Origin of the sequence: Methylicorpusculum sp., assembly GCF_030651835.1 — a bacterium.
Classification (GTDB): domain Bacteria; phylum Pseudomonadota; class Gammaproteobacteria; order Methylococcales; family Methylomonadaceae; genus Methylicorpusculum.
In genome coordinates this window covers 1-22797 of sequence record NZ_JAUSBX010000006.1, presented here as the reverse complement: position 1 = coordinate 22797, position 22797 = coordinate 1, and the positions used below count along the sequence as shown (strand labels likewise).

General features: G+C 47.4%; 17 protein-coding genes. 11 read left to right on the top strand and 6 right to left on the bottom strand.

From position 1 onward, the window contains the following. The 8 genes from Q7V32_RS00755 to Q7V32_RS00720 form a co-directional block, all read left to right on the top strand. A partial coding sequence (locus Q7V32_RS00755) for a hypothetical protein (protein WP_304895082.1) occupies positions 1 to 270 on the top strand: 270 nt, incomplete at its 5' end. Positions 271 to 398: 128 nt separating this feature from the next. Beyond that, positions 399 to 4571, top strand: a complete 4173-nt coding sequence (locus Q7V32_RS00750) for a PAS domain-containing protein (RefSeq protein WP_304895081.1) — start codon at positions 399 to 401, stop codon at positions 4569 to 4571. A 27-nt stretch (positions 4572 to 4598) separates the two neighbouring features. Then, positions 4599 to 5627, top strand: coding sequence for an HD domain-containing phosphohydrolase (locus Q7V32_RS00745; RefSeq protein ID WP_304895080.1), 1029 nt, complete (start codon positions 4599 to 4601; stop codon positions 5625 to 5627). A gap of 147 nt (positions 5628 to 5774) precedes the next feature. Then, positions 5775 to 5903: a hypothetical protein gene (locus tag Q7V32_RS00740; RefSeq protein ID WP_304895079.1), complete on the top strand. Its 129-nt coding sequence runs from the start codon at positions 5775 to 5777 to the stop codon at positions 5901 to 5903. A 217-nt stretch (positions 5904 to 6120) separates the two neighbouring features. Then, complete coding sequence (locus Q7V32_RS00735; RefSeq protein WP_304895078.1) at positions 6121 to 7116, top strand: phosphotransferase; 996 nt, start codon at positions 6121 to 6123, stop codon at positions 7114 to 7116. Beyond that, on the top strand, positions 7113 to 8009 hold the full coding sequence (locus Q7V32_RS00730) for a 3'(2'),5'-bisphosphate nucleotidase CysQ (RefSeq protein WP_304895077.1): 897 nt from the start codon (positions 7113 to 7115) through the stop codon (positions 8007 to 8009). Before Q7V32_RS00735 ends, Q7V32_RS00730 begins: the two co-directional genes overlap by 4 nt. Before the next feature lie 241 nt (positions 8010 to 8250). Beyond that, entirely contained in the window at positions 8251 to 8721 is a 471-nt protein-coding gene (locus tag Q7V32_RS00725) for a winged helix-turn-helix domain-containing protein (RefSeq protein ID WP_304895076.1), read from the top strand. A 345-nt stretch (positions 8722 to 9066) separates the two neighbouring features. Beyond that, positions 9067 to 9252: a hypothetical protein gene (locus tag Q7V32_RS00720; protein WP_304895075.1), complete on the top strand. Its 186-nt coding sequence runs from the start codon at positions 9067 to 9069 to the stop codon at positions 9250 to 9252. A 77-nt stretch (positions 9253 to 9329) separates the two neighbouring features. Here Q7V32_RS00720 and Q7V32_RS00715 read toward each other — a convergent pair whose 3' ends face one another. After that, positions 9330 to 13286 (bottom strand): DUF1631 family protein, encoded by a 3957-nt coding sequence (locus tag Q7V32_RS00715; protein ID WP_370691392.1) that lies wholly within the window; start codon positions 13284 to 13286, stop codon positions 9330 to 9332. Positions 13287 to 14263: 977 nt separating this feature from the next. Here Q7V32_RS00715 and Q7V32_RS00710 point away from each other — a divergent pair. The 3 genes from Q7V32_RS00710 to Q7V32_RS00700 all read left to right on the top strand — a co-directional run bounded on the left by Q7V32_RS00710 (position 14264) and on the right by Q7V32_RS00700 (position 18170). Then, positions 14264 to 15688: a hypothetical protein gene (locus tag Q7V32_RS00710; RefSeq protein ID WP_304895073.1), complete on the top strand. Its 1425-nt coding sequence runs from the start codon at positions 14264 to 14266 to the stop codon at positions 15686 to 15688. A 526-nt stretch (positions 15689 to 16214) separates the two neighbouring features. Next, a complete protein-coding gene (locus Q7V32_RS00705; protein ID WP_304895072.1) occupies positions 16215 to 16742 on the top strand; it encodes a copper resistance protein NlpE in 528 nt (175 codons plus the stop codon). A gap of 561 nt (positions 16743 to 17303) precedes the next feature. Next, complete coding sequence (locus Q7V32_RS00700) at positions 17304 to 18170, top strand: hypothetical protein (protein WP_304895071.1); 867 nt, start codon at positions 17304 to 17306, stop codon at positions 18168 to 18170. 379 nt (positions 18171 to 18549) lie between these two features. On the opposite strand, the gene Q7V32_RS00695 is transcribed toward Q7V32_RS00700, so the two are convergent. From Q7V32_RS00695 to cysD, 5 genes are all read right to left on the bottom strand, one after another. Continuing rightward, entirely contained in the window at positions 18550 to 19095 is a 546-nt protein-coding gene (locus tag Q7V32_RS00695) for an RES family NAD+ phosphorylase (protein WP_304895070.1), read from the bottom strand. Next, a complete protein-coding gene (locus tag Q7V32_RS00690; protein WP_304895069.1) occupies positions 19092 to 19457 on the bottom strand; it encodes an antitoxin Xre/MbcA/ParS toxin-binding domain-containing protein in 366 nt (121 codons plus the stop codon). Before Q7V32_RS00690 ends, Q7V32_RS00695 begins: the two co-directional genes overlap by 4 nt. 232 nt (positions 19458 to 19689) lie before the next feature. Next, positions 19690 to 20325 carry a MarC family protein gene (locus Q7V32_RS00685; RefSeq protein ID WP_304895068.1) on the bottom strand — a complete coding sequence of 212 codons (636 nt, stop codon included), beginning with the start codon at positions 20323 to 20325 and terminating at the stop codon, positions 19690 to 19692. Between the two features lie 28 nt (positions 20326 to 20353). After that, a complete protein-coding gene (locus tag Q7V32_RS00680) occupies positions 20354 to 21679 on the bottom strand; it encodes a sulfate adenylyltransferase subunit 1 (RefSeq protein ID WP_304895067.1) in 1326 nt (441 codons plus the stop codon). Further along, positions 21679 to 22614 carry a sulfate adenylyltransferase subunit CysD gene (gene cysD / locus Q7V32_RS00675; RefSeq protein ID WP_304895066.1) on the bottom strand — a complete coding sequence of 312 codons (936 nt, stop codon included), beginning with the start codon at positions 22612 to 22614 and terminating at the stop codon, positions 21679 to 21681. The genes Q7V32_RS00680 and cysD overlap by 1 nt, the downstream gene beginning before the upstream one ends. Positions 22615 to 22797 lie beyond the last annotated feature (183 nt).

Here is a 22797-nt window from a genome sequence, read left to right as displayed (position 1 = left end):
AAAAAGAATACTATTAATTATCAGCAGGTTACTAATATTAAGCAGTTATCAAGCCATAAAGGATTTGGCGAATCTTCAACGACCAATTATATCATAACTTGTTGTTTTTTATATGATAAAAGATTATCGTTCAGGCACTATTTAGTAAAAGCGGGCCATGCCCATTCGGTCGCGGGCATGGCCCGCTTCTACGACACAGCCTATCGATATATTGCGATGGACTTAATTTTTCGGCTTTGGGTGGTGAGCAAGTACCTATCTTTGCTCTAATTCATTCTGCTATTACACAAACAGACACTTACCGATCCGGATACTCCGCGTTCACCGTGTCATGCAGATCATCTAACCCATTTGGCATAACCTGAAACGATGCCCCCTGATTTTGAATGAGGCTTACTATGTCAATGCAGTTACTCGATAAGCAAGTCTTTCGCTTTGCAATAGCGGTCATCATTCCTGTAATCGCAGCAATGCTGCAGCGGCAGATCATGCCCTATATCCCCATTCCCACTTGGTTACTGATGTCTCCGGCTCTGTTTTTAAGTGCATGGCTTGGAGGATTGAGGGGGGGAGTTTTTGCCACGGTCGTGGCTACTGCTTTAGGAATCTATTTTTTTATCCCCCATCAAGACTCCTGGTTGCTGGAAAATGTTGACCATCTCTTTTCCATTGCCACATTTTCCATAATGGGCGTGCTGTTCAGTTTTGTTTTTGAAAAAATGAAGCAGAGTCAAATCGCATTACAAGAGGCCAACGCCCGCCAGCGAAAAATGAATCAAGACAGTGAGGCGCGCTGGCAATTCGCGCTGGAGGGCAGTAATCAAGGCGTCTGGGATTGGGACATTATAAGCGGCAAGGTATTTTATTCCAGCCGCTGGAAATCCATGCTCGGCTTTGGTGAAAAGCAAGTGTCCGATAGCCTTGAAGAATGGTCAAAGCGAGTGCATCCGGACGACCTCGGCAAAGCGATGAAGGCTATCCAAAAACATTTTGAAGGTGAAACCCCGTTTTACCAAAGCGAGCACCGGATCAAAAACCGCTCGGGTGAATATCTCTGGATGCTTGATCGAGGCATGGTCGTCGAGCGTGACAGTCATGGCCAGCCGATACGGATGATAGGCACCCATTTCGACATGACCGAACGTAAATTGATGGAAAACCGCATTCGAGAAAAAAGGCGGCTATTGGCGGATTCCCAAGCGATTGCGCATATTGGCAGTTGGGTGATAGAACTAGAATCTCAGCAAGTAAACTGGAGTGATGAAACATTCAGGCTTTTTGGCCTATCACCGGAAACAGACGCTCCGCCCAAGGCGGATCAATTTCTGCAATTACTGCACCCTGATGATCGCTTTACCATGAAAAAATGGCTGTACCGTTGTCAATCGGGCATCAAACCTGCCGGCCTGGAGTTCCGGATTGTTGACAGCCTGGGTAATCAGCGCTGGTTATTGGGCTACGGTGGACTGGAACGCAATCAAAACGGCGAACCCTCCCGAATAATGGGTACCCTGCAGGACATTACCGAAAGAAAACACCTGGAAATGGAACGACAACGCTGGGCCGATGCCTTTCACTATTGCGCTCAGGGTATTACTATCAGCGACCCTGTCAGCAATTGCATAGTAGTCTGTAATCCGGCGTATGCCGCCATGCTGGGATATGACTCACCTAAAGACTTAGTCGGGAAGTGGGTTCCATCATTATATGCCGTTGAAAACAGTGCTGACATTATTAAATACTTACAACTCGCCGATCAGTTAGGGCAAAACCGATATGACTCGGTTTACCGACATGCCAATGGTACGTCCTTTGAGGTTCAAGTCGCGGTGGTCAGTGTCCGAGACACCAATAATGCCATCATCTACCGAGTCGCTACGGCCCAGGACATAAGCCAGCGCAAACGGGACGAAGAAGTCCTGCTGCTACAAAGCAGCGCGCTGAAAACGGCCGCCAATGCCATTATAATTACGGACCACCGCGGCGTTGTGCAATGGATCAACCCGGCATTCACTATCTTGACAGGCTATAGCAGCAGCGAAGCAATTGGGCAACGACTGGGGCCGTTAATCAATTCGGGCCAACAAAGCCCAAGCTTCTTCAAAGCGCTTTGGCAAACCATATCAACAGGAAATGTCTGGCAAGGTGAACTCATCAATCGCCGCAAGGACGGCACTTTTTATACCGAAGAACAAGTCATTACGCCGGTATTTGATGAACAGGGCGTGATACATCACTACATTTCTATCAAACAAGACGTTTCAGGCCGTAAACAAAGTGCGATTGAACTGACACAGTATCGCGATCATTTGGAACAACTGGTAGAAGAACGGACGATGGCGCTGGAAAGCGCCAAGCAAGAAGCTGAGCGGATGTCTCAAGTTAAAAGCGCCTTTCTGGCCAATATGAGCCATGAAATCCGCACGCCAATGAACGCTGTCCTGGGATTTTGCTACTTGCTGGAACAACGTACCCTGGATAACGAGACACGGCAGTTAGTGCAAAAGATTCATAACGCGGGTCAATCCTTGCTAACCATTATTAACGATATTCTGGACTTTTCTAAAATTGAAGCAGGACGGATTGAAATCGAGTCATACCCTTTCCGGCTCTCGGAAATAGTGAACCAGATTGCTGAATTGATGGCGAGTTTTACCCGCGGTAAAGCCATAGAATTAATCATTAAACCCCCTCTTGACATAGATGGCTTGATCGGCGATCGCTTGCGTTTACAGCAAGTGCTGACTAATCTGGTCAGCAACGCAATCAAATTTACAGAACAGGGCGAAGTTGAACTTCGCATCCGTGTTGAATCGGAAAATGATCAAAACCTCTTTTTACGATTTGAAGTCCGCGATACCGGCATTGGTATTTCAGCGGACAAGCAGCGCGAAATATTTTCACCCTTCACGCAAGCCGATAGTTCGATCAGTCGCCGATTTGGAGGCACCGGACTGGGCTTGGCGATATGCCAACATCTGATTCAGTTAATGGGAGGAGAATTACAAGTTAACAGTGTCGAGGGACAAGGCAGCAAATTCTGGTTTGTATTACCCTTGCATCGGGATTTCCACTCAGTAGCGTCTTCGCCGTTGATTGGCCTTGATGTTTTGGTGGCAGACGCTAGTCCAGCGTCTAGTGACACCCTGTCTCGTACTTTAATCAGCCTGGGTTGGAAGGCCGACGTGGTAGATTCCGGAGAAGACGCTTTTGCTCATTTTGTTGCCCGCTGGGAAAACCACTCCCCGCATGATCTGATCATTCTGGACTGGAAAATGCCCGACCAGGATGGCCTGACTACAGCGGATGCCATTCAACAACTCTTTAAAACCAGTCAAAACCGCTCACCTATACCGATTCTGATGATGGTTGCAACCGATCAACACGGAGCACTGCTTGCCCAACCCGGCATCGCCTGTGTGGACAGGATAATCACCAAGCCGATAACCCCTTCGTCTCTCCTGGATACCGTTGCCAGTGTTTTGAGCCGGCATAAGCAGGTTTGTGTGGCTGAAGCATCGCTAGCGACGCCGGATGAGCAACTGCGAATCCAGGGGGTTCGAGTGCTGGTTGTCGATGACAGTGAAATAAACAGGGAGGTCGCTCTAAACATACTGGAAGCCGATGGCGCGATCGTAAGCACGGCTAATGACGGTGAAGAAGCCGTTAACTGGTTGAAGAGTCACTCCGGAGCCGTGGATATTGTTTTGATGGATATACAAATGCCGGTCATGGACGGCTATACTGCAACACAAAAGATCCGCCAGGATGAGCGCTTGCAGCAATTGCCGGTGATCGCATTGACTGCAGGCGCCTTCGAATCGCTGAAAGACGCGGCCTTTGAGGCCGGTATGAATGATTTTCTGACGAAACCCTTCAATGTTGAGCAACTGATTTCTATCATTCAACGCCATACCGGCTGTTATACCGAGGCACCGGAATCCAGGCCGGAATTACATGACCAGCCCATTAGCACGGAAAATTTAGCGTTCCCCGGTATTGATGTCGACACAGGACTCGTGCAATGGGGAAGTGAAGCTGTTTTCCTGACGTATTTGAACAAATTTGTTGAGCGTTATGCTGATTCTGGCCGCGAGATCAGTCAATATGCGGACCAAAACGATTACGCAGCAGCCAAAGCACTGGCGCACAAACTAAAAGGTGTTTCCGGCAATCTGTCCCTGCCGGTGGTGATGGCGCAAGCACAAGAAGTTGATGCGATGCTGGCGGCAGGTCAATTGACTCCGGAGGCAACGCAGGTATTACAGGAAGCCATCGATCAAGTGTGCGAATCGATAGTCCATTGGGAAAATAAAAACATTCGGATTGATGAAAGCCAAAACACGGTTGATTTTCCCAAAGATCCTGCTGAACTTGCGGAACTGCGGGAACAATTGGAACAGTTGGTTGACGCGCTTAATCAGGATAATCCGGATTTTGCCGAACCGCTGCTGGCCGGTTTACAAGACAAATTGCCAAGCGCCGACTATGAGCGCATTAAAAACCAACTGGCTGATTTTGATTTTCAGGCCGCTATCACTTCAACTCAGGCATTAATAAAGAGATTGTAATCATGCTAACTCCCATTGATACCGACCATGCCTTATAGACCGATACTTATTGTTGATGACGAGTCGGCCAATCTTGCTGCGTTGCGCCAAATCCTCAAGGACGATTATCGGCTTGTGTTCGCGCGAAGTGGTGCCGAAGCCCTGGAAGCGGTAAGCAAACATAACCCCAGCCTGATTTTGTTGGACATTCAAATGCCCGGCATGGATGGCTATGAAGTTTGCCGCAGACTGAAAGCCAACTCAACATCGGAAGCCATACCGGTCATTTTTGTAACCTCGCTGTCGGAACGGGGCAATGAAGAAGCGGGTTTCGCAACCGGCTGTGTCGACTATTTAAACAAACCGGTGTCTGCCGGTATCGTGCGCGCCCGGGTAAGAACTCATTTATCGCTGGTGCTCTCAAGTCAGCTGGAACGCAGCCACCGGGATGCGATATTCATGCTCGGCGAAGCGGGTCATTACAACGATAACGATACCGGCGTCCACATTTGGCGGATGGCGGCTTATTCACGCGCATTGGCAAAAAATCTGGGTTGGTCTGCTCAGCAATGCGAGTTGCTTGAAATGGCGGCAGCGATGCATGACACCGGAAAAATCGGCATTCCGGACCGGGTTTTGCGAAAACCAGGCAAGCTTGATGCGGACGAATGGCGCATCATGCAGAGTCATGCACAAATCGGTTATGACATTCTGTCCAAAAGTGATGCGCCGCTTTTCAAACTGGCCGCAGAAATAGCATTAAACCATCACGAAAAATGGGATGGCAGCGGTTACCCCAATGGTTTGGATCGGGAAAATATTCCTGAATCAGCCCGAATCGTAGCGATTGCTGATGTCTTCGACGCGCTGGCAATGAACCGGCCTTATAAAGACGCCTGGCCGCTGGAAAAAATCCTGGATTTTATGAGTGAAAGTGCGGGACAACATTTCGATTCGCAAATACTTGCCGCATTCATGAGCGTTTTACCGGAAATTCTTCAGTTAAAAACCGAATGGAATCTTCGAGAAACCCATGATCAAGCGAATAATATGAGTTGCACCGTCGAGTCTTTTTAGGCTCACTTTATTCAAAATAAAGACCCGGCTATGTGCGCTAACGCACCGACACTGAAACCTAAAAGTCTCTATGCTTCAAATATATTTATTAGCGCCCAGTAATCCGTCTGCCGATTTTTAGACATTAGACGTCAATGAGAGAGAGTCATGAGTAAAACACAGAAAAGCAATAAAGAAGATAAGAAAAAACCCGCTCTGAGTCCGAAAGAAAAGAAGGCTGAGAAAAAATCAAAGAACGATTCAAAAAAATCGAACGACCTGTTTAAAAGCAACTAGCAATAAATCGGATTTATCGACCGCAAAAAAGACCGGCATTGCGCCGGTTTTTTTATGTCCAAAATTACGCCAAAAACTTTCCGAAATAACCATTTTCCCATTGCCTTTAACGTTGACAACCGCCAACTTCACTGAGAATGATGTTTTCGGACCCTATGATTTATGTTCAAATGACATTTTTTGAGCATTTACTCCTGCCCTCTTATTCCTCCTGATCATGAACCATCACTTTCAAGCAATTATCCTCAAGGCAACGGGCGCCAGTGCGCTGTTTGAAATAGGGGTTATTCAGAGTCTGTGGAGTGGCTATGGGAAAATCGTGCGCTATGGATTAAAAGGCGGCACGATGCCTAGCGTTGTGGTCAAACACGTCGATGTATCTAGCCAGGGTCGGCATCCACGCGGCTGGAACAGTGATTTATCGCACCAGAGAAAAATGCGCTCCTATCAGGTTGAAACGGTCTGGTACGGACAGTGGAGCCACTCTTGCGATTCGGCTTGCCGCGTGCCCGCTTGTTTGGCGTTTGAATCTCAAGGCGATGAGGTTTTGATCGTGTTGGAAGACCTCAATGCCAGCGGGTTTCCTGAGCGCAGATCGTCCGTCACGGCGAATGAATTAGCCAACTGCCTTGTCTGGCTGGCAAACTTTCATGCGACCTTCATGAATGAGAAACCGGGGGGCTTATGGCCAACCGGCACTTATTGGCATTTGGAAACCCGGCCGGATGAATTACTGGCATTAAAGGATACTGCGCTAAAAAATGCCGCAGGCGCGATTGACCGGAAATTAAGAAACAGTCCCTTTCAAACAGTTGTACATGGAGATGCCAAATTGGCCAATTTTTGTTTTTCACGCGACGGCAAAAGCGTGGCTGCCGTCGATTTTCAATATGTCGGCGGCGGTTGTGGGATTAAAGATGTCGCCTACTTTATCGGCAGTTGCCTGAATGAAGACGAATGTCAGCGCAAGGAAGCACAGTTATTAGACGTGTACTTTCTTGCGCTGAAAGCGGCATTAAAGTCCAGACAAAAACACGTTGATCCTGATGCGGTTGAGCAAAACTGGCGCGCCTTGTACCCAGTCGCGTGGACCGATTTTCACCGGTTTTTGAAAGGCTGGAGCCCCGGCCATTGGAAAATCAACAGTTACAGTGAACGACTGGCGCGGGAAGTCGTGGCGCAATTGCATGCTGCAGAGCAGGAGATTGCATGAAACTGACCGTCAATGATCTGTTCCTGCTCAGTCAATGCGCGATCTCAGCGGCCTATCAGGCCGGGCGCTTGATTGCAGAAAAATCGTATCACCCCATCACGGTTAATACCAAGCAAGGCGGGGGAAGTCTGGCGTCACAAGTGGTCACAGAAGTCGATCACCTGAGCCAGGACATCATTTTACAAATCCTGCTGCCTACCTGCGAAAGATTTGACCTCGCCTTATTGTCCGAAGAACGCCCTGATAATCGTCAACGGCTGGAAAAAGATTATTTCTGGTGCATCGACCCGCTGGACGGCACCCTCCCCTTTATCGAATCGATACCGGGTTATGCCGTCTCTATCGCACTGGTTTCTCGTGACGGCGAAGCGCATTTGGGTGTGATATACGACCCGGTAGAACAAACGCTTTACCATGCCATTAAAGGCCATGGCGCATTTTGCAACAGCAAACCGCTAAAACTGAAAACAATAGCTCCTGCATCAGACCAAAAGTTAACCTTCATAACCGATAGAAGTTTTGCAGATTTTCCGCTTTTCGATACGGTACGGGCCGAACTGAACGTCATCGCCCTTGACCTGGGCTATGCCGGATCGACCTTGCTATTGCAGGGTGGGGCCGCGATGAATGCCTGTCTGGTTCTGGAAAAGCCAGCAGCTTGCTATTTTAAATTCCCCAAAATTCAGCCCGGCGGTGGCAGTGTCTGGGATTATGCAGCAACGGCTTGTTTATTCCACGAAGCCGGAGCGATCGCCTGCGATATCGCAGGAAATCCCTTGCCGCTCAATGGCCCTGATTCGACGTTTATGAATCATTGCGGCGTCGTCTACGCGAGCCATTTGGGTTTGGCTGAACGCATCATCAATCTGTATGCTCAGCTAAAGGCAAATTAAGCCGCGCAAGCACTGATCCAAGACGCTCTATATGCTTGCTATTTCCTGAAACAATCAGCTCCCGAAACCCTCTGTAAGAGCGATTTCAATCACCTTGGATCAAGAAATCGCTCCTGTCTGAAATCTCAATAATCGTTAAGTTATTTCAATTTATGCCCTTATTTCGAGAAATATGCTTTATCTGCTTTTACTTATATTTCAAAACTCGCGTAAAATCGCCTTAACTGAAGGGAGTACCTTTATGTTTGAATGGTTGATACTATCTTTTATCCTCTTTATTGTTTATATCATTATGAAAAAGCCAAAAACCACTACTGAAAAACCCACACCTGTAGCTAAACCTGAAGAAACTACGGTTGTAACCGTAGCGCCAAAAGTGAAAGCTGAAAAGCCCGTTGCAACCGTCGAAACCAAAGCAGAACCTAAAAAAACCAGTCCGGCTAAGGCACCCGCTAAAAAGGCAAAAGCCGAGACGGCCAAACCGGTTGCTGTTGAGGTAGCGCCTGAAATTTCTGTTGCTGAACGCATCGGCTTGACCGCCGGCAGTATTTGGAATTACCTGTCTGAAAATGGCGCAACTCCTGTATCAAAATTGGTTCGGGAGCTTTCGGAAGAAGAAAAAATTATCCAACGCAGTATTGGCTGGTTAGCTCAGGAAGGCAAAATAACACTCGATATCGTTGACCGTGCCGAGACCGTCGCATTAAAGTAATCGCGTTCTAATCTGTTGACGGCATTACCGGTAACGTCAGTTGCCGGTTTGTCGTCCAAGAGGCTCAACTTACACCCTTATACCCGCTAACCACGCGGGTATTCGCGTAATGGGAGCAGGTAAAGTACTGTAAAGGCTTTTCCTGATTATAAAGATCAATCAGCTGAGTCAAAAATCGTCATCTCGGCAGGGATTGCCGAGATCTAGATGCCATGGATGGCGAGCGTCGAACACATCCTTGTGCTCTAGATTCCGGCAATCCCTGCCGGAAAGACGCTGTTTCTGAAGCATCTTTATAATCAGGAGGCTTTTTGAAGAGATCACTACGAACGGTTTTTATAAGCGATGTTCGCGTTAAAAGTGGGAGTCGCCCCGGCAGGGATTGCCGGGGTCCAGAAGCCATGGATGGCGTTGGGCTTTCAAATCCTTGTGACCTGGATTCGCTTACGCGGTCTAACGGCTCCGGCAATCCATGCCGGAATGACGGTGTTGATTTACTGTCAACTACTAACTCGAACAGTGCCTTTTTAAAGCTACTTTCAGGGTTAAATTGACTCGTTATTTTAGAGCGTTGACCTACCAGCACTTAAGCATGCGGGCCAATATACTTAAAAGCCCCAGAAGTCATCACCCTCTAATAATCCTTCGCCACCGCTTTGTTTTTTATCGTCATCTTTCTCCGAATCCGTAACGACGGAGTCCTGTTCAGCAAGGGTATCCACTTGCGGTTCCGTCGTTGTATCAACAGCCAATGTCTCCGGCGCCAAGTCCTGTCCGCTTACATCGCTTTTATTGACCAGTTCTGATAATAATTTCGGTTCTTCAATGTAGTAGCCTTGCGCAAAGTCAACCCCGATAGCTTTTAAAATATCGAGAATTTCATTGCTTTCGACATATTCTGCAATGGTTTTCATCGCCAATGAGTGAGCAATTTCGTTCATCGATTTTACAATCGCAACATCGGCTTTGTTTTCGGTAATGTCTTTGACGAAAGCACCATCGATTTTTAAATAATCAATATTCAGATTTTTCAGATAGGCATAAGACGAATAGCCTGAACCAAAATCATCCAGCGAAAACCGGCATCCATATTCTTTGATTTTGTGAATGAAATTTTTTACATGAGCAAAACTATCGGCAGCAACCGTTTCGGTAATTTCAAACGTTAGTTTTTCACCAGGGAAACTAATGGAATCAAGGCGCCGGGTTAAAAAGTCGAGAAACGCCTCGGAATTGATGGATTGCCCTGATAGATTAATGGCAAAGCCGTCGATCCCATCAAAAAATGCCCTATTATCTTCAATCCATTTAAAAGCATGCGTGATGACCCATGTGTCCACTTCCGGCATGCGTTTGAGCCGTTCAATGGCCGGAATAAAATGATCCGGTAAAATCGTATTTCCCGATTCATCTTTAATCCCCAGAAGAATTTCGTAATGCGTATGACAGTTATTTTCAGTGTCTACGGCGACTATCTTTTGGCACCTTAAAAACAGCCTGTTTTCTGACAGTACTTTATCTATCTGCCCGGCAAATGCCTGTATTGTGTATTGATCTTTTAAATCTTCGTCTTCTTCGCTGAACAGTTTGATGAGATTATTTCCGGACTGTTCGCTTAAAATACAGGCAGAAACAGCGTGTTGCAAAAGCTGCTGGGGATCAAACCCGTTTTCAATAAAGGGGGCCAGTCCCATGCTGGCATTAATGGGAAAACTGTTATTTTCCCATTCAAAATGGCTTGCGGTGATAAGGTTGACTAATGACTGAGCCCGGTCCAAACCGTCTACTTTGGGACTGCTTTTTAACAAGATTCCGAACGTTTTGTCACCTAAACGGGCCAGTGTTTCGTGATTCGTTAATTGTTTGGTCAAAATATGCGTGATGCTTATCAACAGTTGATTACCCGCGTCTACTCCGCACACAGAGGTTAACATCGGGAAATTCAGGATTTTCAAGTGGCAAAGCAGGTACTGAGTGTCACCTTGTTTTGCCTGCTCGTATTTCAACTGTTTAATAAACTCATCTCTTGTTAACAAGCCGGTAACAGCATCATGGGTTGCGTTGTAAATGAGCTTTTCATGCATCTTCTGCAGCATCACCTGCGCGGTCCTGTCCGTCAACGGTTCATCCGGATTTTCCAGGGGGTTTGCCTCCCCTTTCCGCAGAAGTTCAGTCAACTCTAGTTGGGTCATTTCCGTCTTATTCAAGCCATCCCTGTCAACAAAGACTAGAATTTCCGGCAACTCACCTTTCCAGACAAGCTTCAGAGGCACGAATATATCCGGCTTCTTAAACAAGGTTATCCAGTCACCTGCTTCTAATTGTTCCACTTGAAGCGCCCAAAGGTCCATAGGGCTGCTTTTGTTTAGCGATTCAGGTTCTGTTAGCCTGTCAACATAGACTGTTTCCAAGCGTTTTCTCTCGGCAAGAGATTCGACACCTACCAAATAGCGCCTTAAATCCTCCATGACTTTAAAGTGATTAAATGCATTGGGGGCAATCGAACCGAGCTTCTCATCGATAAAAGTAATGGTTTGAGTGATCGCCTCGATTTCTGCGTCAAGGTCGCCCCGAAAGGACAGCCAACGAATTAAATCATCGATTACACGGTAATGAGCCGATTTTACGTCTGTTGATTTTTCCGTATCCAGTTCGAGCAGAACCAATAAATGCTGCCATCCCGAATTCAACAACAACAAAATACAATTAGGTATCAGTTTTCCGGCAATGCGCTTATCAATTTCCTGCTGAACATGGCGTCTTGCCAACTCCAGTTGCTGTTGACCGTCATAAGATTCGATGATTCTTTTGGTACTCAGATCTGCCGATTTTTTGACCTGTTGCGTAACCTCTTGTAACTCTTGCTCCACTTCTGCAAAGACCGACGAATTAGTACTCGCTTCCTGGAGTATTCGTAAGACCAGTTTGTCCAGGGTGTTTTTTACAGGCGTTCTTTTGATGATCCGATTCTCTTTTACTGCCGATTCCAAAGACGCTAATTGATTGAGGATATTTCTGATAGGGTGAGAGTCATTATTTAAAAAGTGGTTACCTTGCAACGTTTGCTCAAGAAGCGATAGCTGCATGCGCTCCATATAAGCTCTGATTTCAGGAGAAATAGCCACGTCATTGAATAAGGCATCGAAAAATTTTTCATAAACCTCAATATTATGGACATCCTGTTTAGAAAATGAGGCCGGTATCGCTGTTGTATTGCTTAACTTGTCTCGAATGAATTTATGCAGCAAAGTGCTTGAAGCAGGGTCATTTCTGTCCCCTACAGCAGAATTTTTATACATTTTTGAAATCATTGCGATGACTTCTTCCGCTGAAAAATACACTTGAGAATCGCTATCCTGGCGGGATGAACCCCTATCTGAATAAGGCCGGTTTTGGTTTAACAGATCCAGCAACCTTTTGGACATTTCAACTGCTGTCGGCTTTTTTAGATTAACGTCTTCTTTACCGGCAAAGGCATTAACCAGCGTCTTGGCATTGTTGTTATGAAACTCAAATACCGGATCCCCCAAATAACCATTGTCGATTGCGATCTGTTCAGGATGGTTAACAACTTGAGTACGCGTCGGCACGGGAGCACTCAATCTGGATAACAAACGCTCAAAATGCTCGTACAACGTCTCCAAATTTTCCGTTAAGACTTTTTCAAACGCTGAATAAAGCGTTTGATTGATCGTGATTTCTAAATTTAATTGCAGAATAAGTTCGCGGAAGTTATCGCATAAAGCATCAGGGCTGATTGGATTTTTAACATCGCGGGCCCAATGGCCAAATAACCGTTTCAATTGGCTGTTTATTTGAGTAAGTGGGTATTCAAAGCGTTTGGTTAACCGCCTGATAACTGCCGATAGATTTAACCAATCTTCAAAATCATCCTTTTCTACCAGAGAAAGCTTGTCCATAGTTTCAGAATTTAAGCTGTTGTCCCTATTACTGGAACCGGCCATGCTATCGACGTTTAAAAAAACTGAATTACAGAATTCACTGGTAATTGAATCGTAGTTAAATTTGAGTGTTGTAATCAAATCCTCAAGCGCAGAAGTTGAGATTTTATGAACCGATTTTTTAAAATCCTCGTCCAGTCTCTGGAAAAAACTGTTGAGCAGCCCAACCAACTCATCATCAAGCCAATTTTTTATTTGTTTTAAGTTATCCTGATGCAGCTTTGCTTCGATTGACTCAGTAAGGTCATGAGTCGTTGGTCCGGACACCTTAAAAACCTCATTTTTTAAGGCGTTAAAAATTTCCGTCGGGATACTTTCAATAAAGACACCGATGCCATTGGCACTCGCGTGCATGACTCTGACTTCAAGTTGAACAGGTCGAACATCTGTGTCCATATTCAACGAAAAACGAAGCTGAACCCTCTTATTAGCTGGAAATTGTAATTCCTGGCTTGATGGGTGAAGACTTAATAGAAATCCAGAGCTACAGAAATCTTGAATTTCGCAAGAGAAATTTTGCCCATTGCTCAAAACCAGCGTGGCATCTAATTTGATCGCGTATCGAAGGTGGCGGCGACGTTTTGTAAGGCTCCTAGAAGCCATAGTAAAAGTAAAATATTGGCAGCATGGTCATAAAGTAAGGAGTTGTAATATCAACAGTAAATATAGTTTTGAAAAAATCAGATCCGATAAATTTTAAAATAGTGGACCGCAAATACTGAAAGGAATGTCCACTTCAACGCTTGTTAATAGTTGGCGTCGCCCCGGAGGGATTGCCGGAGTCCAGATGCCATGGATGGCGTTGATGTACTTTCAACGACTAACGCAAACTTAGCCATTTATACCCATCGCAGATCGAAATTCGGCACCGGGGTGCCCGTCAAAGGACGCCGTAAATACATCCGTGTAGGCTCTATGCCAGCATCCATGCTGGCAAAGCCTTTGCCGAACAACCCGATGCCTCCTTAGGCGCTGCCGAAATTTGAAGTGCGAAAGGTATAAATGGGTGTCGGTGCTTGATTTCAATAAACGCTTGAAACCATCCCCGTTGCAGAAGCCTTTTCAATCAGTCACCTACACCCTCAATTCCAAGAGAGCGAGCAGTTACTTCAGAGGGTACGTTACTTCAATCTTATCGGGCAGACAATCATAAAGAGCTTACATGATTATGGCGCGACCTATTCCAACAATTCTCAATTTGAAGAGAAAAAGGGCTGGGGAAACTTTTTGAGGATCTCGGCAGCAGGGATGCTGCTGTCAAGCCCCCATGGAAGGGTTTACGGCGTTCCTCAAAAGGCTTTCCCCAGCCCAAAATGACGCCGAAAAGATCAAACTGAGAATTGCTGGACCTATTCGGTCAAAACCTGCTGCTTAAAAATGATGGTAAACTACTTTTCGATGCTTTCCAAACACCTTGAATAAGATAGACTTTTCGGGTGCCATACCGGCAGAAGGCGTGGTTAATTATCTTAAATCACCCCTGATAATAAAGATCAATCAGCTCAGTCACAACACGTCATCTCGGCACGGATTGCCGGAAAGACATTGTTGTTGAAGCATCTTTATAATCAGGAATCACCTTGGGAGTTGAGTACTTCATGCGCGGCGAGCTTCAGCCTTACTGTTCAAATTACCACCAATGGGTGCCTAAAGTCATTTTGCTGCTGGCTCTGACCTTGAGTGCGAGCGGTTGTAACTTGCTCAGAAGCACACTGGAATTGCCGGAAAAGGGCCTGTTCACCCTATTTCCTATCAATCAGGAAAATGAAGCATCCGATCCTGTCGAACTGCAATCCGAGCTACTCCGCTTTGCTGATAATGCGATAGAAGCGCTTAATAACGCCGCTCGTAAACTGCAGAGGGACGATGACCAGGCACCGGGTAGACTCAACCTGCTTAAACGACGCATCGCCATCACCACTGATATATTGGCCATCGCCACCGGGGCCAACAGTTATGCCAATCTCCTTGACATGGTCATCTTCGCCAGCTTAAACCGGATGAATTTTGAAGATTTCTGGAAGCCCAGATTCTCCGGAGAATCAGCTGAACCTTATCAACACGCATCTCAGGAAGTAGAGAAGGAAATTTGGCGGATTGCCGAGACGGCACTAAAAAAAGAACAGATCGCTGAACTGCGCGCCGCCATTCTCGACTGGCACAAGCAACACCCTGATGCGCGCTCTCCTCGGGATTTAGGTTCGCTGGGCTTCGCGTCCGAAATTTCACATATGAACCGTGGCCCCAAGGCAGGCATTACCAGCAGTGTCTTCAACCTGCTCTCCATAGACCCATTGGCAGGTCTGGACCCCGCAACTCGAGAACTGGCTAGCTCTCGCCTATTTGCAGAAAGAGGCCTGTTTCTGGCCAGGCACCTGCCGACACTGATCCGCTGGGAAACCGAATTACTGATCATCCAGGCGGCGGAAATGCCTCAGATGGAAAAACTGCTGGCCAGTTCGGCTCAAGTCGCAGAATCAGCTGACCGCTTCAGTCAAACAGCAGAAACCTTACCCGGACTCATCAGCACTGAGCGCCAGCATATCGTTCAAGCTCTGAACGAACAACAACCCGGCCTCGTCAGTCTCGCCAAACAAACCGAAGATGCGCTAAGCGCAGGTAAACTGATGTCCGATGCGTCAAACGCCGCGCTAAAGTCTTTTCAAGATGTCGTGCGCCAGCTTCAATCCCGCCCATCGAACCCGGACGCTGAGCCCTTCCGCATCAACGAATACACGGCCGCAGCCGCCCAGATTAAAGCCACCTCGTTAGACTTGGTAAAATTGCTGCAAACCTTCGATCAAACCCTGGCTCCCGGTAAGCTGGATGCCCTGTCGACTCAAGTGGAGACGCTGACCCGAAAAACTCAGACCAGCGGTAAAGAACTGGTGGACTATGCCTTCAGGCAAACCCTGTTGCTGGGATTGATACTGATAGGTTCAGCTTGTGGAATGGTGCTGGCTTCGGCTGTGGTTTTTTGGCGACTGAAAAAGAAATTTGCTTGAGTTATCTGTGTAGGTCGATTAAGCCAAAACACTGTAACCTTAGGCTAGCCAAACAACTGCCCCGAGATCTTTAAGAAATCAGCATAAAATTAGACCTGAATATAAAGATACTGAAGTTTCCCAATAATCTCACAAAAGGACTCTGATTTTGCTTGGGCTGCAGGAATTATCGATAGGGTCTGCGTAAACGGTGGCAAACCGATTTAATAAAGCACACTTCGCGTTAAGCAGGGGCGTCATCCCGGCAGGGATTGCCGTGATCCAGATGCCATGAATGGCGAGCGCCGAGCACAAGGATAACTCAAAGCGTAACATACATGGCACCAACAGCTTGCTAATCAGAAAATTATGATCAATTTGAGTCACTTTAATCGATCATTGCCACCCGCATAAAAATTAATTATCCATATAAAACAGAGACATAAGATTTAATATGGGTTAATTTAGCCCTTTTTTTTGGCAAATTGGATATATCTGGTAAATTTTCGGATACAACAACCCAATTTTCATTTTCCGGAAACTCATCATGCTAGCAATAAAAAAACAATTAAAACAGAATCTGGCTTTGTTTCTATTAATCAGTCTGCTTCCTGCTATTCCTGCAATGGCAGCCACAGACCTCGAAGCTCAAGAAAGCTTCCTCAGAATGCGAGCAAAGAGTGAAACAGGTCATGCCGCACATAAACCCCCTATCGATAAAAGCATGGACTTCCATGGCGTTTTCTACGGATTCCTTCCTTGCAAAGATTGCGCAGGAATTAAAGCGACCCTGTCTTTAAAACAAAGAAATAATTATCTGCTGGTAACTCAGTCAGCAAAAGAGTCCTCAAGGGAGTTTTATGAAAAAGGTAAATACACGTGGAATGAAGAGAAACAGACCGTTGTCTTGACACCCAAAAAAGGCGGGGAAAGCACACGGCACTACCGTATTAAGAATGAAGGTACACTTGTTCAGATAAATGATGACGGATCAATGATATCCAATGATGATGCGGACAGCTATGTTTTGAAACGCAGTGATATGGTGAAGTCACGAGAAGTGCATTTTCACTGATAAGTCTAATATGGGCACCATCATAAAGACTGAAAATAGTCCAATTTAAAGTCGAACCTCCTGCTATTCCTAATTTGACACCAAAGAAAGGGCTAAGGTGAGTTTGGCGAAGATGTCGATAGCAGGACCGCTATCGCAATGCCACCATAGATGGGTTCACGGCGTGCCTTGCCAGACTTACCTCGCCCTAATTAATGCTAAAACGCTAAAACTGAGAATTTCTGGTGGATACTAGTCTTGAAAAAAACTCCTGAGCCACTGGCTTTTAACAATCCCCTTTCGTTTCATGGCGCACTGTGGGGGAAAATTTCAGTTTTATGATAAAAGGGGGGCAACCTTTGCCGGGGCTACAGAGTAGCCGGGCACTGACGTCAAACGTTAATGAATGGGTTTACCGCATTCTTAGCAAGGGTTATACCATCCCTATAAGCTCCATTCAAAGTTCAAACTGGGAATGGCTGGCTTAAATTTGTGATTTGACTCACATTTATTGATGAATATAGACTGTCACTGTGTTTGTGTAAAAAGTCGTTATTTTGAAATTCATGAGCAGGGGTCCAAATGAAAGCAATGCGCATAATCCGAAGATCAATTTTTAGTCAATGCTGTGTTTTATCGGTTGCAGCTTTAACGCTAACCGGATGGCAAACCTCGCAGGCAGCAACAGCTACCTGTACTACAAGCACCGGTTTTGGCGGCAGTTCCCCGCTTTTTCCTGATGGACAAGTCTTTAAGATTAACCCCTGCTACCAATCATCAACCGATGTGAACGGCGGATTTGCTGAAGCGGAATCAGATGGTGATCGGGGTATTTTCAAAACCAATGCCACGGCCAGCTTTTCAGCTGGAACTATCAGCACGGCTTCAGCCCAAACCCGCTGGAACGAACAATTCGTAGTCATCAATCATCCGGATTCCAGTATGCAAGGCTCTTTAGGTTTGCTTCGGTTTGACATGTATTTGGAAGGTTATCTGGATGCAACTGGTTCGGCTTTTTCCAATGTAATTGTCCAGGCATTCGATACTTTTACATCGACACATACAATCTTTTCCTCTGCCGCCACATCCGTGACAGGATCAAAATCTATTAGCGAATTCATTGAGGGCACCTTCAGTTTTAAATTTGGCGAGCAGTTTCAATTTGGCATCAATGTAAGCAACACGGTTGGACGGCGTAGCGGTTTAACCGGAGCAGGCTGGGGAGAAGCTGCCTTTGGAAGCACCGGCTACTGGGGCGGTATCCGTTCAATCGAAGATGCTTTTGGCAATTCTGTAACCAACTACAGCTTTATGGGTTCAAACAGTGGCTTTGATTTTACATTGAGTACCCGACCAGTACCCTTGCCAGGCGCATTTTGGTTAATGGGTAGCAGTTTACTTCTAATTAGGTCTACGTTGCGTAAATCTGCAAAAAAATCCGTTTTATAAACCGCCGGTTTGATCGATCATTAAATCCAGTGATTTTGAATTGAATGTGAGGCTCGGAAGTATGCGGTGAAGTTCGAGCCGCATACTTTTCCCTAAGGATCTTTATGACGCCCTTCTTTTTGCCTGACCTGAGCTATTAAAATATCGTGAATACTCGGCGACTACCTCACGCTGGATCGATACACGTTGTCGCTACAAGTTCTCGCCTATTAGCGTAACTAAGCAAAAAACAAATCCTCGAACGTTTGGTATTGAGAACAGTCTTGAATTCAAGAGATTTTATTCGGCGTTTTATTTCTTAAAACACGCATTGATTGCTCCCTGGATTTTTTCCGATTTTCACCACGTTTTTGGTCTGGTCCGTTGGCTTGCCCGGGCTTTATTTTCCATCGGTTTTCCAAGATTCAACGGATTTAGGCAGCCTCCCTAAATCATCTATTACGGCAATACGATGAGGTGGGGCATCGGACCAGTCCCACAAAACCAGGTTTCGATTTTCTTCCTTACATCCCGGCGCAAAGCTTTGCACAATAACGCCTGCATATCCAATTTCTTGTAATTTTTTGGCGAGTTGCCAGGTAGGCGGCTCCTGGCCTTGGTTTGCCATGTATTCCCAAGGAGAAGCCAAGTCACCTTTAGTTAGGTTGAGTGCCTTTAGTGTTTTAACCTTCGTTAAATCGACCACGTCGGTGCAACTGGCTTGATAAGCCACCAAAGTCATGGGCTGTGGTTTGAACGGAAAACCTTGCTGAGCTTCCATCCAGGCAGTGGTCGGGTCAAGGGACGTATATAAGGCGCTTATGCCTGGACGGTTAAATCGCCCGCCATGTTGTTTAGCCCCTTCCCCGGAAAGCGGCCGGAAAGACCACATCGGGTGGTGGGCCCGGTAAACAATCCCGGAATACTCAATAGCCGGTATTTTCAAGCATAGCCGCCGTCTGCAATCCGGGACAGATAAGCCTTAACGGCATCGGCACGACCCTCCTTAACCAGATCTTCCGCCGTTTTATCGCCAAAAGAGGGTAAAGGTTGGGACCTAAACCAGGCAAAAGCCCGTCCCGCGCCACCGGACCAGTCAGCTACACGATTGATGATTTCCACGGTATCCCTTAATCGGGTCTGTGTTGCTTTACTTTTGACACGGTTGCTTTTAGAAACCGAATCACGCGATAAGCCGGTGACTTCCGCGAGGTCGCTTTGTGTAATATGCAACACTTTGGCCAATGCGCTGGTCGCAACTAAGCCATCGTCGTTGATTACTGTGCGTAAAAATTCTATGCTGCCCATATGCCTCAAAAAATGTACCTTATCACGGTAATAATGTAAGGCGTATTATTAATAATTCAAGCCACTCTGTAAAGACTGGCCTTCATCTTAGGGTTTTTCCACGATAGCAAAACGTCAATATTCTTTAAAGCCATCACGGATTGCCGGTTGGCGAACCGTCTTACCGGCCGGGTTTGGCTGCTCGGTTGGTTTTAGAGACTGGGATCGAAAATTGATGTAAACCGGCCATAACTTAGCGGCCCGCCAACATTGGAAACAGTTCCGCAGTACCGCCGACAATGAACTCGACGGCGATCGATGTCAACAACAGACCCATCACCCGTGTAACCACGTTCAACCCGGTTTGCCCCATAATCGCGACAATCCTTGGCGCCATTAACAGGAAGACCAACACGATCAAACTAATAGACACGATCACGCTGCTGAACAGCAGATAGTGCGCTAAGGACAAGTCCCGGTGGGCATAGACGATGGTTGTGCTGATCGCGCCGGGACCCGCCAACAAAGGGATGGCGATCGGCACCACGGCCACCGAAGATTTGTCGTACGATTCGGCATCTTCTTCCGGCGTGTGGCGGGAGCGGTCATCACTGGCCCTCAACATCGATATACCCATCAACAGCAGCAACAAACCACCGGCAACGCGGAAAGACGGAAGTCCGATACCAAAGAACAGCAGGATGGGTTCGCCGGCAAACAGCGACACAAACAGCACCATCGCTACTGCAAATGCGCTGTCCAATGCGATTCGTCGACGTTCAGCAGGACTTTTACGGGCGGTCAACGACAGATAAATCGGCATCGCGCTGATCGGGTTCACCACCGAAATCAGGCCGATCAAAAGTTGTACGTATTCGCTCCAGTTCATGTGGTTACCGTTTCTTGCGCTTATAGGGCTAAATGATCACGCCGGCCGCAACCGTATGAAACGAGACTGGATCAATAACAATAAAGCTGCCAGTAGTGCGGTTGTCGGAATAATTGTCGACGAATAACGGCTGCTGCAGTTTCAGTTTGACCCGCAGTATATCGTTCATGACCGCACTTTCAGGGGCTGCCTCGTGTGCCAGCGTGTTGACATCAACTCGGTAAATCAAGTCATCAAACAGCGCATTGACTGAACGAGTCGTGTGCTTGATCAGATATTTGCCATGGGTTTGCAAAGGCTGCTCCGACAACCAGCAGACATCCGCCGTTATGCCCTTGGTAACACGCGGGAGTTGGATCGGATCGGACAGCATGTCGCCCCGTGATATATCGATTTCCCGATCCAGCGACACGACCACCGATCGGTCCGCACTGGCTTTTTGCAAAGCCTGTTCCGCAATGTTCAAGCCAGTAACACGAGCCCGCTGTCCTGACGGCATGACCTCCACTTCGTCGCCAACGTGTAAGTGACCTGAAGCCAGCGTGCCTTGATAACCGCGGAATTCTTTTTCGGTCGCGCCGTTGGCGCCATTGCCCATCATCACGCGCACCACACGCTGGACCGGCAACCTCATTGGCGTTTGATCGGCGTCGCGCCGGGACGGGATAGATTCCAGGTGCTCGAGCAAGCTCGGGCCGTCATACCACGGTATGGCTTCCGCGTGGGTTGCCACATTGGTGCCGTTCAGGGCTGACAAGGGAATCGCTTGGACATGATGCCGACCCAACTGACTGACGAAGGCGTTGAATTCGTCGACAATGGATCGATATATCGATGGTTGCCAGTCGACCAGGTCCATTTTGTTGACCGCCAGCACGAGCTCGCGGATGCCGAGCAAATGCGCCAGATAGGCATGTCGGCGGGTCTGAGTAATGACACCTTTGCGAGCATCGACCAGTAAAATCGCCAGATCGGCACTGGACGCCGCGGTGACCATGTTGCGGGTATATTGCTCATGGCCGGGTGCATCACCGATGATGAATTTGCGCCGCGCCGTCGAAAAATAGCGATAAGCAACATCAATGGTGATCCCTTGTTCGCGTTCGGCGATAAGGCCGTCTGTCAACAGTGACCAATCGATTGCCGCCAGTCCGCGTTTCTGTGAAGTCGCTTGAATTGATGCCAATTGATCGGCGGCAACGTTGCCGGTGTCGTACAACAGTCGGCCAATCAGCGTGCTTTTGCCGTCATCGACGCTACCTGCGGTGATAAAGCGCAGCAGACCGGACAGGCATTGATTTTGTGCTAATTCAATTGTTTCAGTGTGTAACGCTTGGTGAACTAATGGGTTCATCAGAAATACCCCTCTTTTTTGCGTTGTTCCATAGCCCCGTCCGAGGCTCGGTCATCCAGGCGCGTGGCGCCGCGTTCGGTAAGCAGGCATTGCGTCGTTTCAGCGATAATGTCGGCCACGGTGATGGCTGTCGACGCAACCGGCGCCGTGCAAGAAATGTCGCCTACCGTTCGGAAGCGACAACTGATCGTTTCTACGGTTTCGCCCTGATTCGCCGGCGTCAGGTGCGTCACCGGTACCAGAATGTCGCCGCGCCGAACGATGTCACGCAGATGGGAGAAATAAAGCTCGGGAAGCTCTATGTCTTCTCTTTGGATGTACTGCCAAACGTCAAGCTCGGTCCAGTTCGAAATCGGGAATACCCTTACATGATTGCCCGGAGCCACACGCGTGTTGTACAACGACCAGAGTTCAGGACGCTGATTTTTAGGTTCCCATTGGCCGAACTCGTCTCGCACGCTGACAATGCGCTCCTTGGCCCGCGCTTTTTCCTCATCGCGCCTTGCCCCGCCTAAACAGGCATCGAAACCGAATTCAGCGATCGCTTCCATCAATGTCACCGATTGATGGGAATTACGTGATTCCAGCGGATGCCGCAAACGTACCGAACCTTTCCTTATTGAATCTTCAACGTTACGAACGTGCAGTTGGCAATCGTAGCGTTCAGCCATACGGTCGCGGTAGGCGATCACTTCATCGTAGTTATGACCGGTGTCGATGTGCAGTAGAGCAAGGCCGATTCGTTCCGGATGAAATGCCTTGTAGGCCAGATGCAGTAATACCGCCGAGTCCTTGCCGCCGGAATACAGCATAACGGGGTGGCGGCATTCCGCAGTCACTTCCCGCAGGATGAACAGCGCCTCGGCTTCTAGCAAGTCCAGGTGATCGGCCGATGGATGTGGTTGATCTAATAAGTCATTTGATTGCGAGTTCATATCATGGCTCTCATGAATAATCGGAAACAGCTTGCCAATGCTTCAACTGGATATAGCGGAAGCAATTCTCAGTTTGATCTTTTCGGCGTCATTTTGGGCTGGGAAAAGCCTTTTGAGGAACGCCGTAAACCCTTCCATGGGGGCTTGACAGCAGCATCCCTGCTGCCGACATCCTCAAAAAGC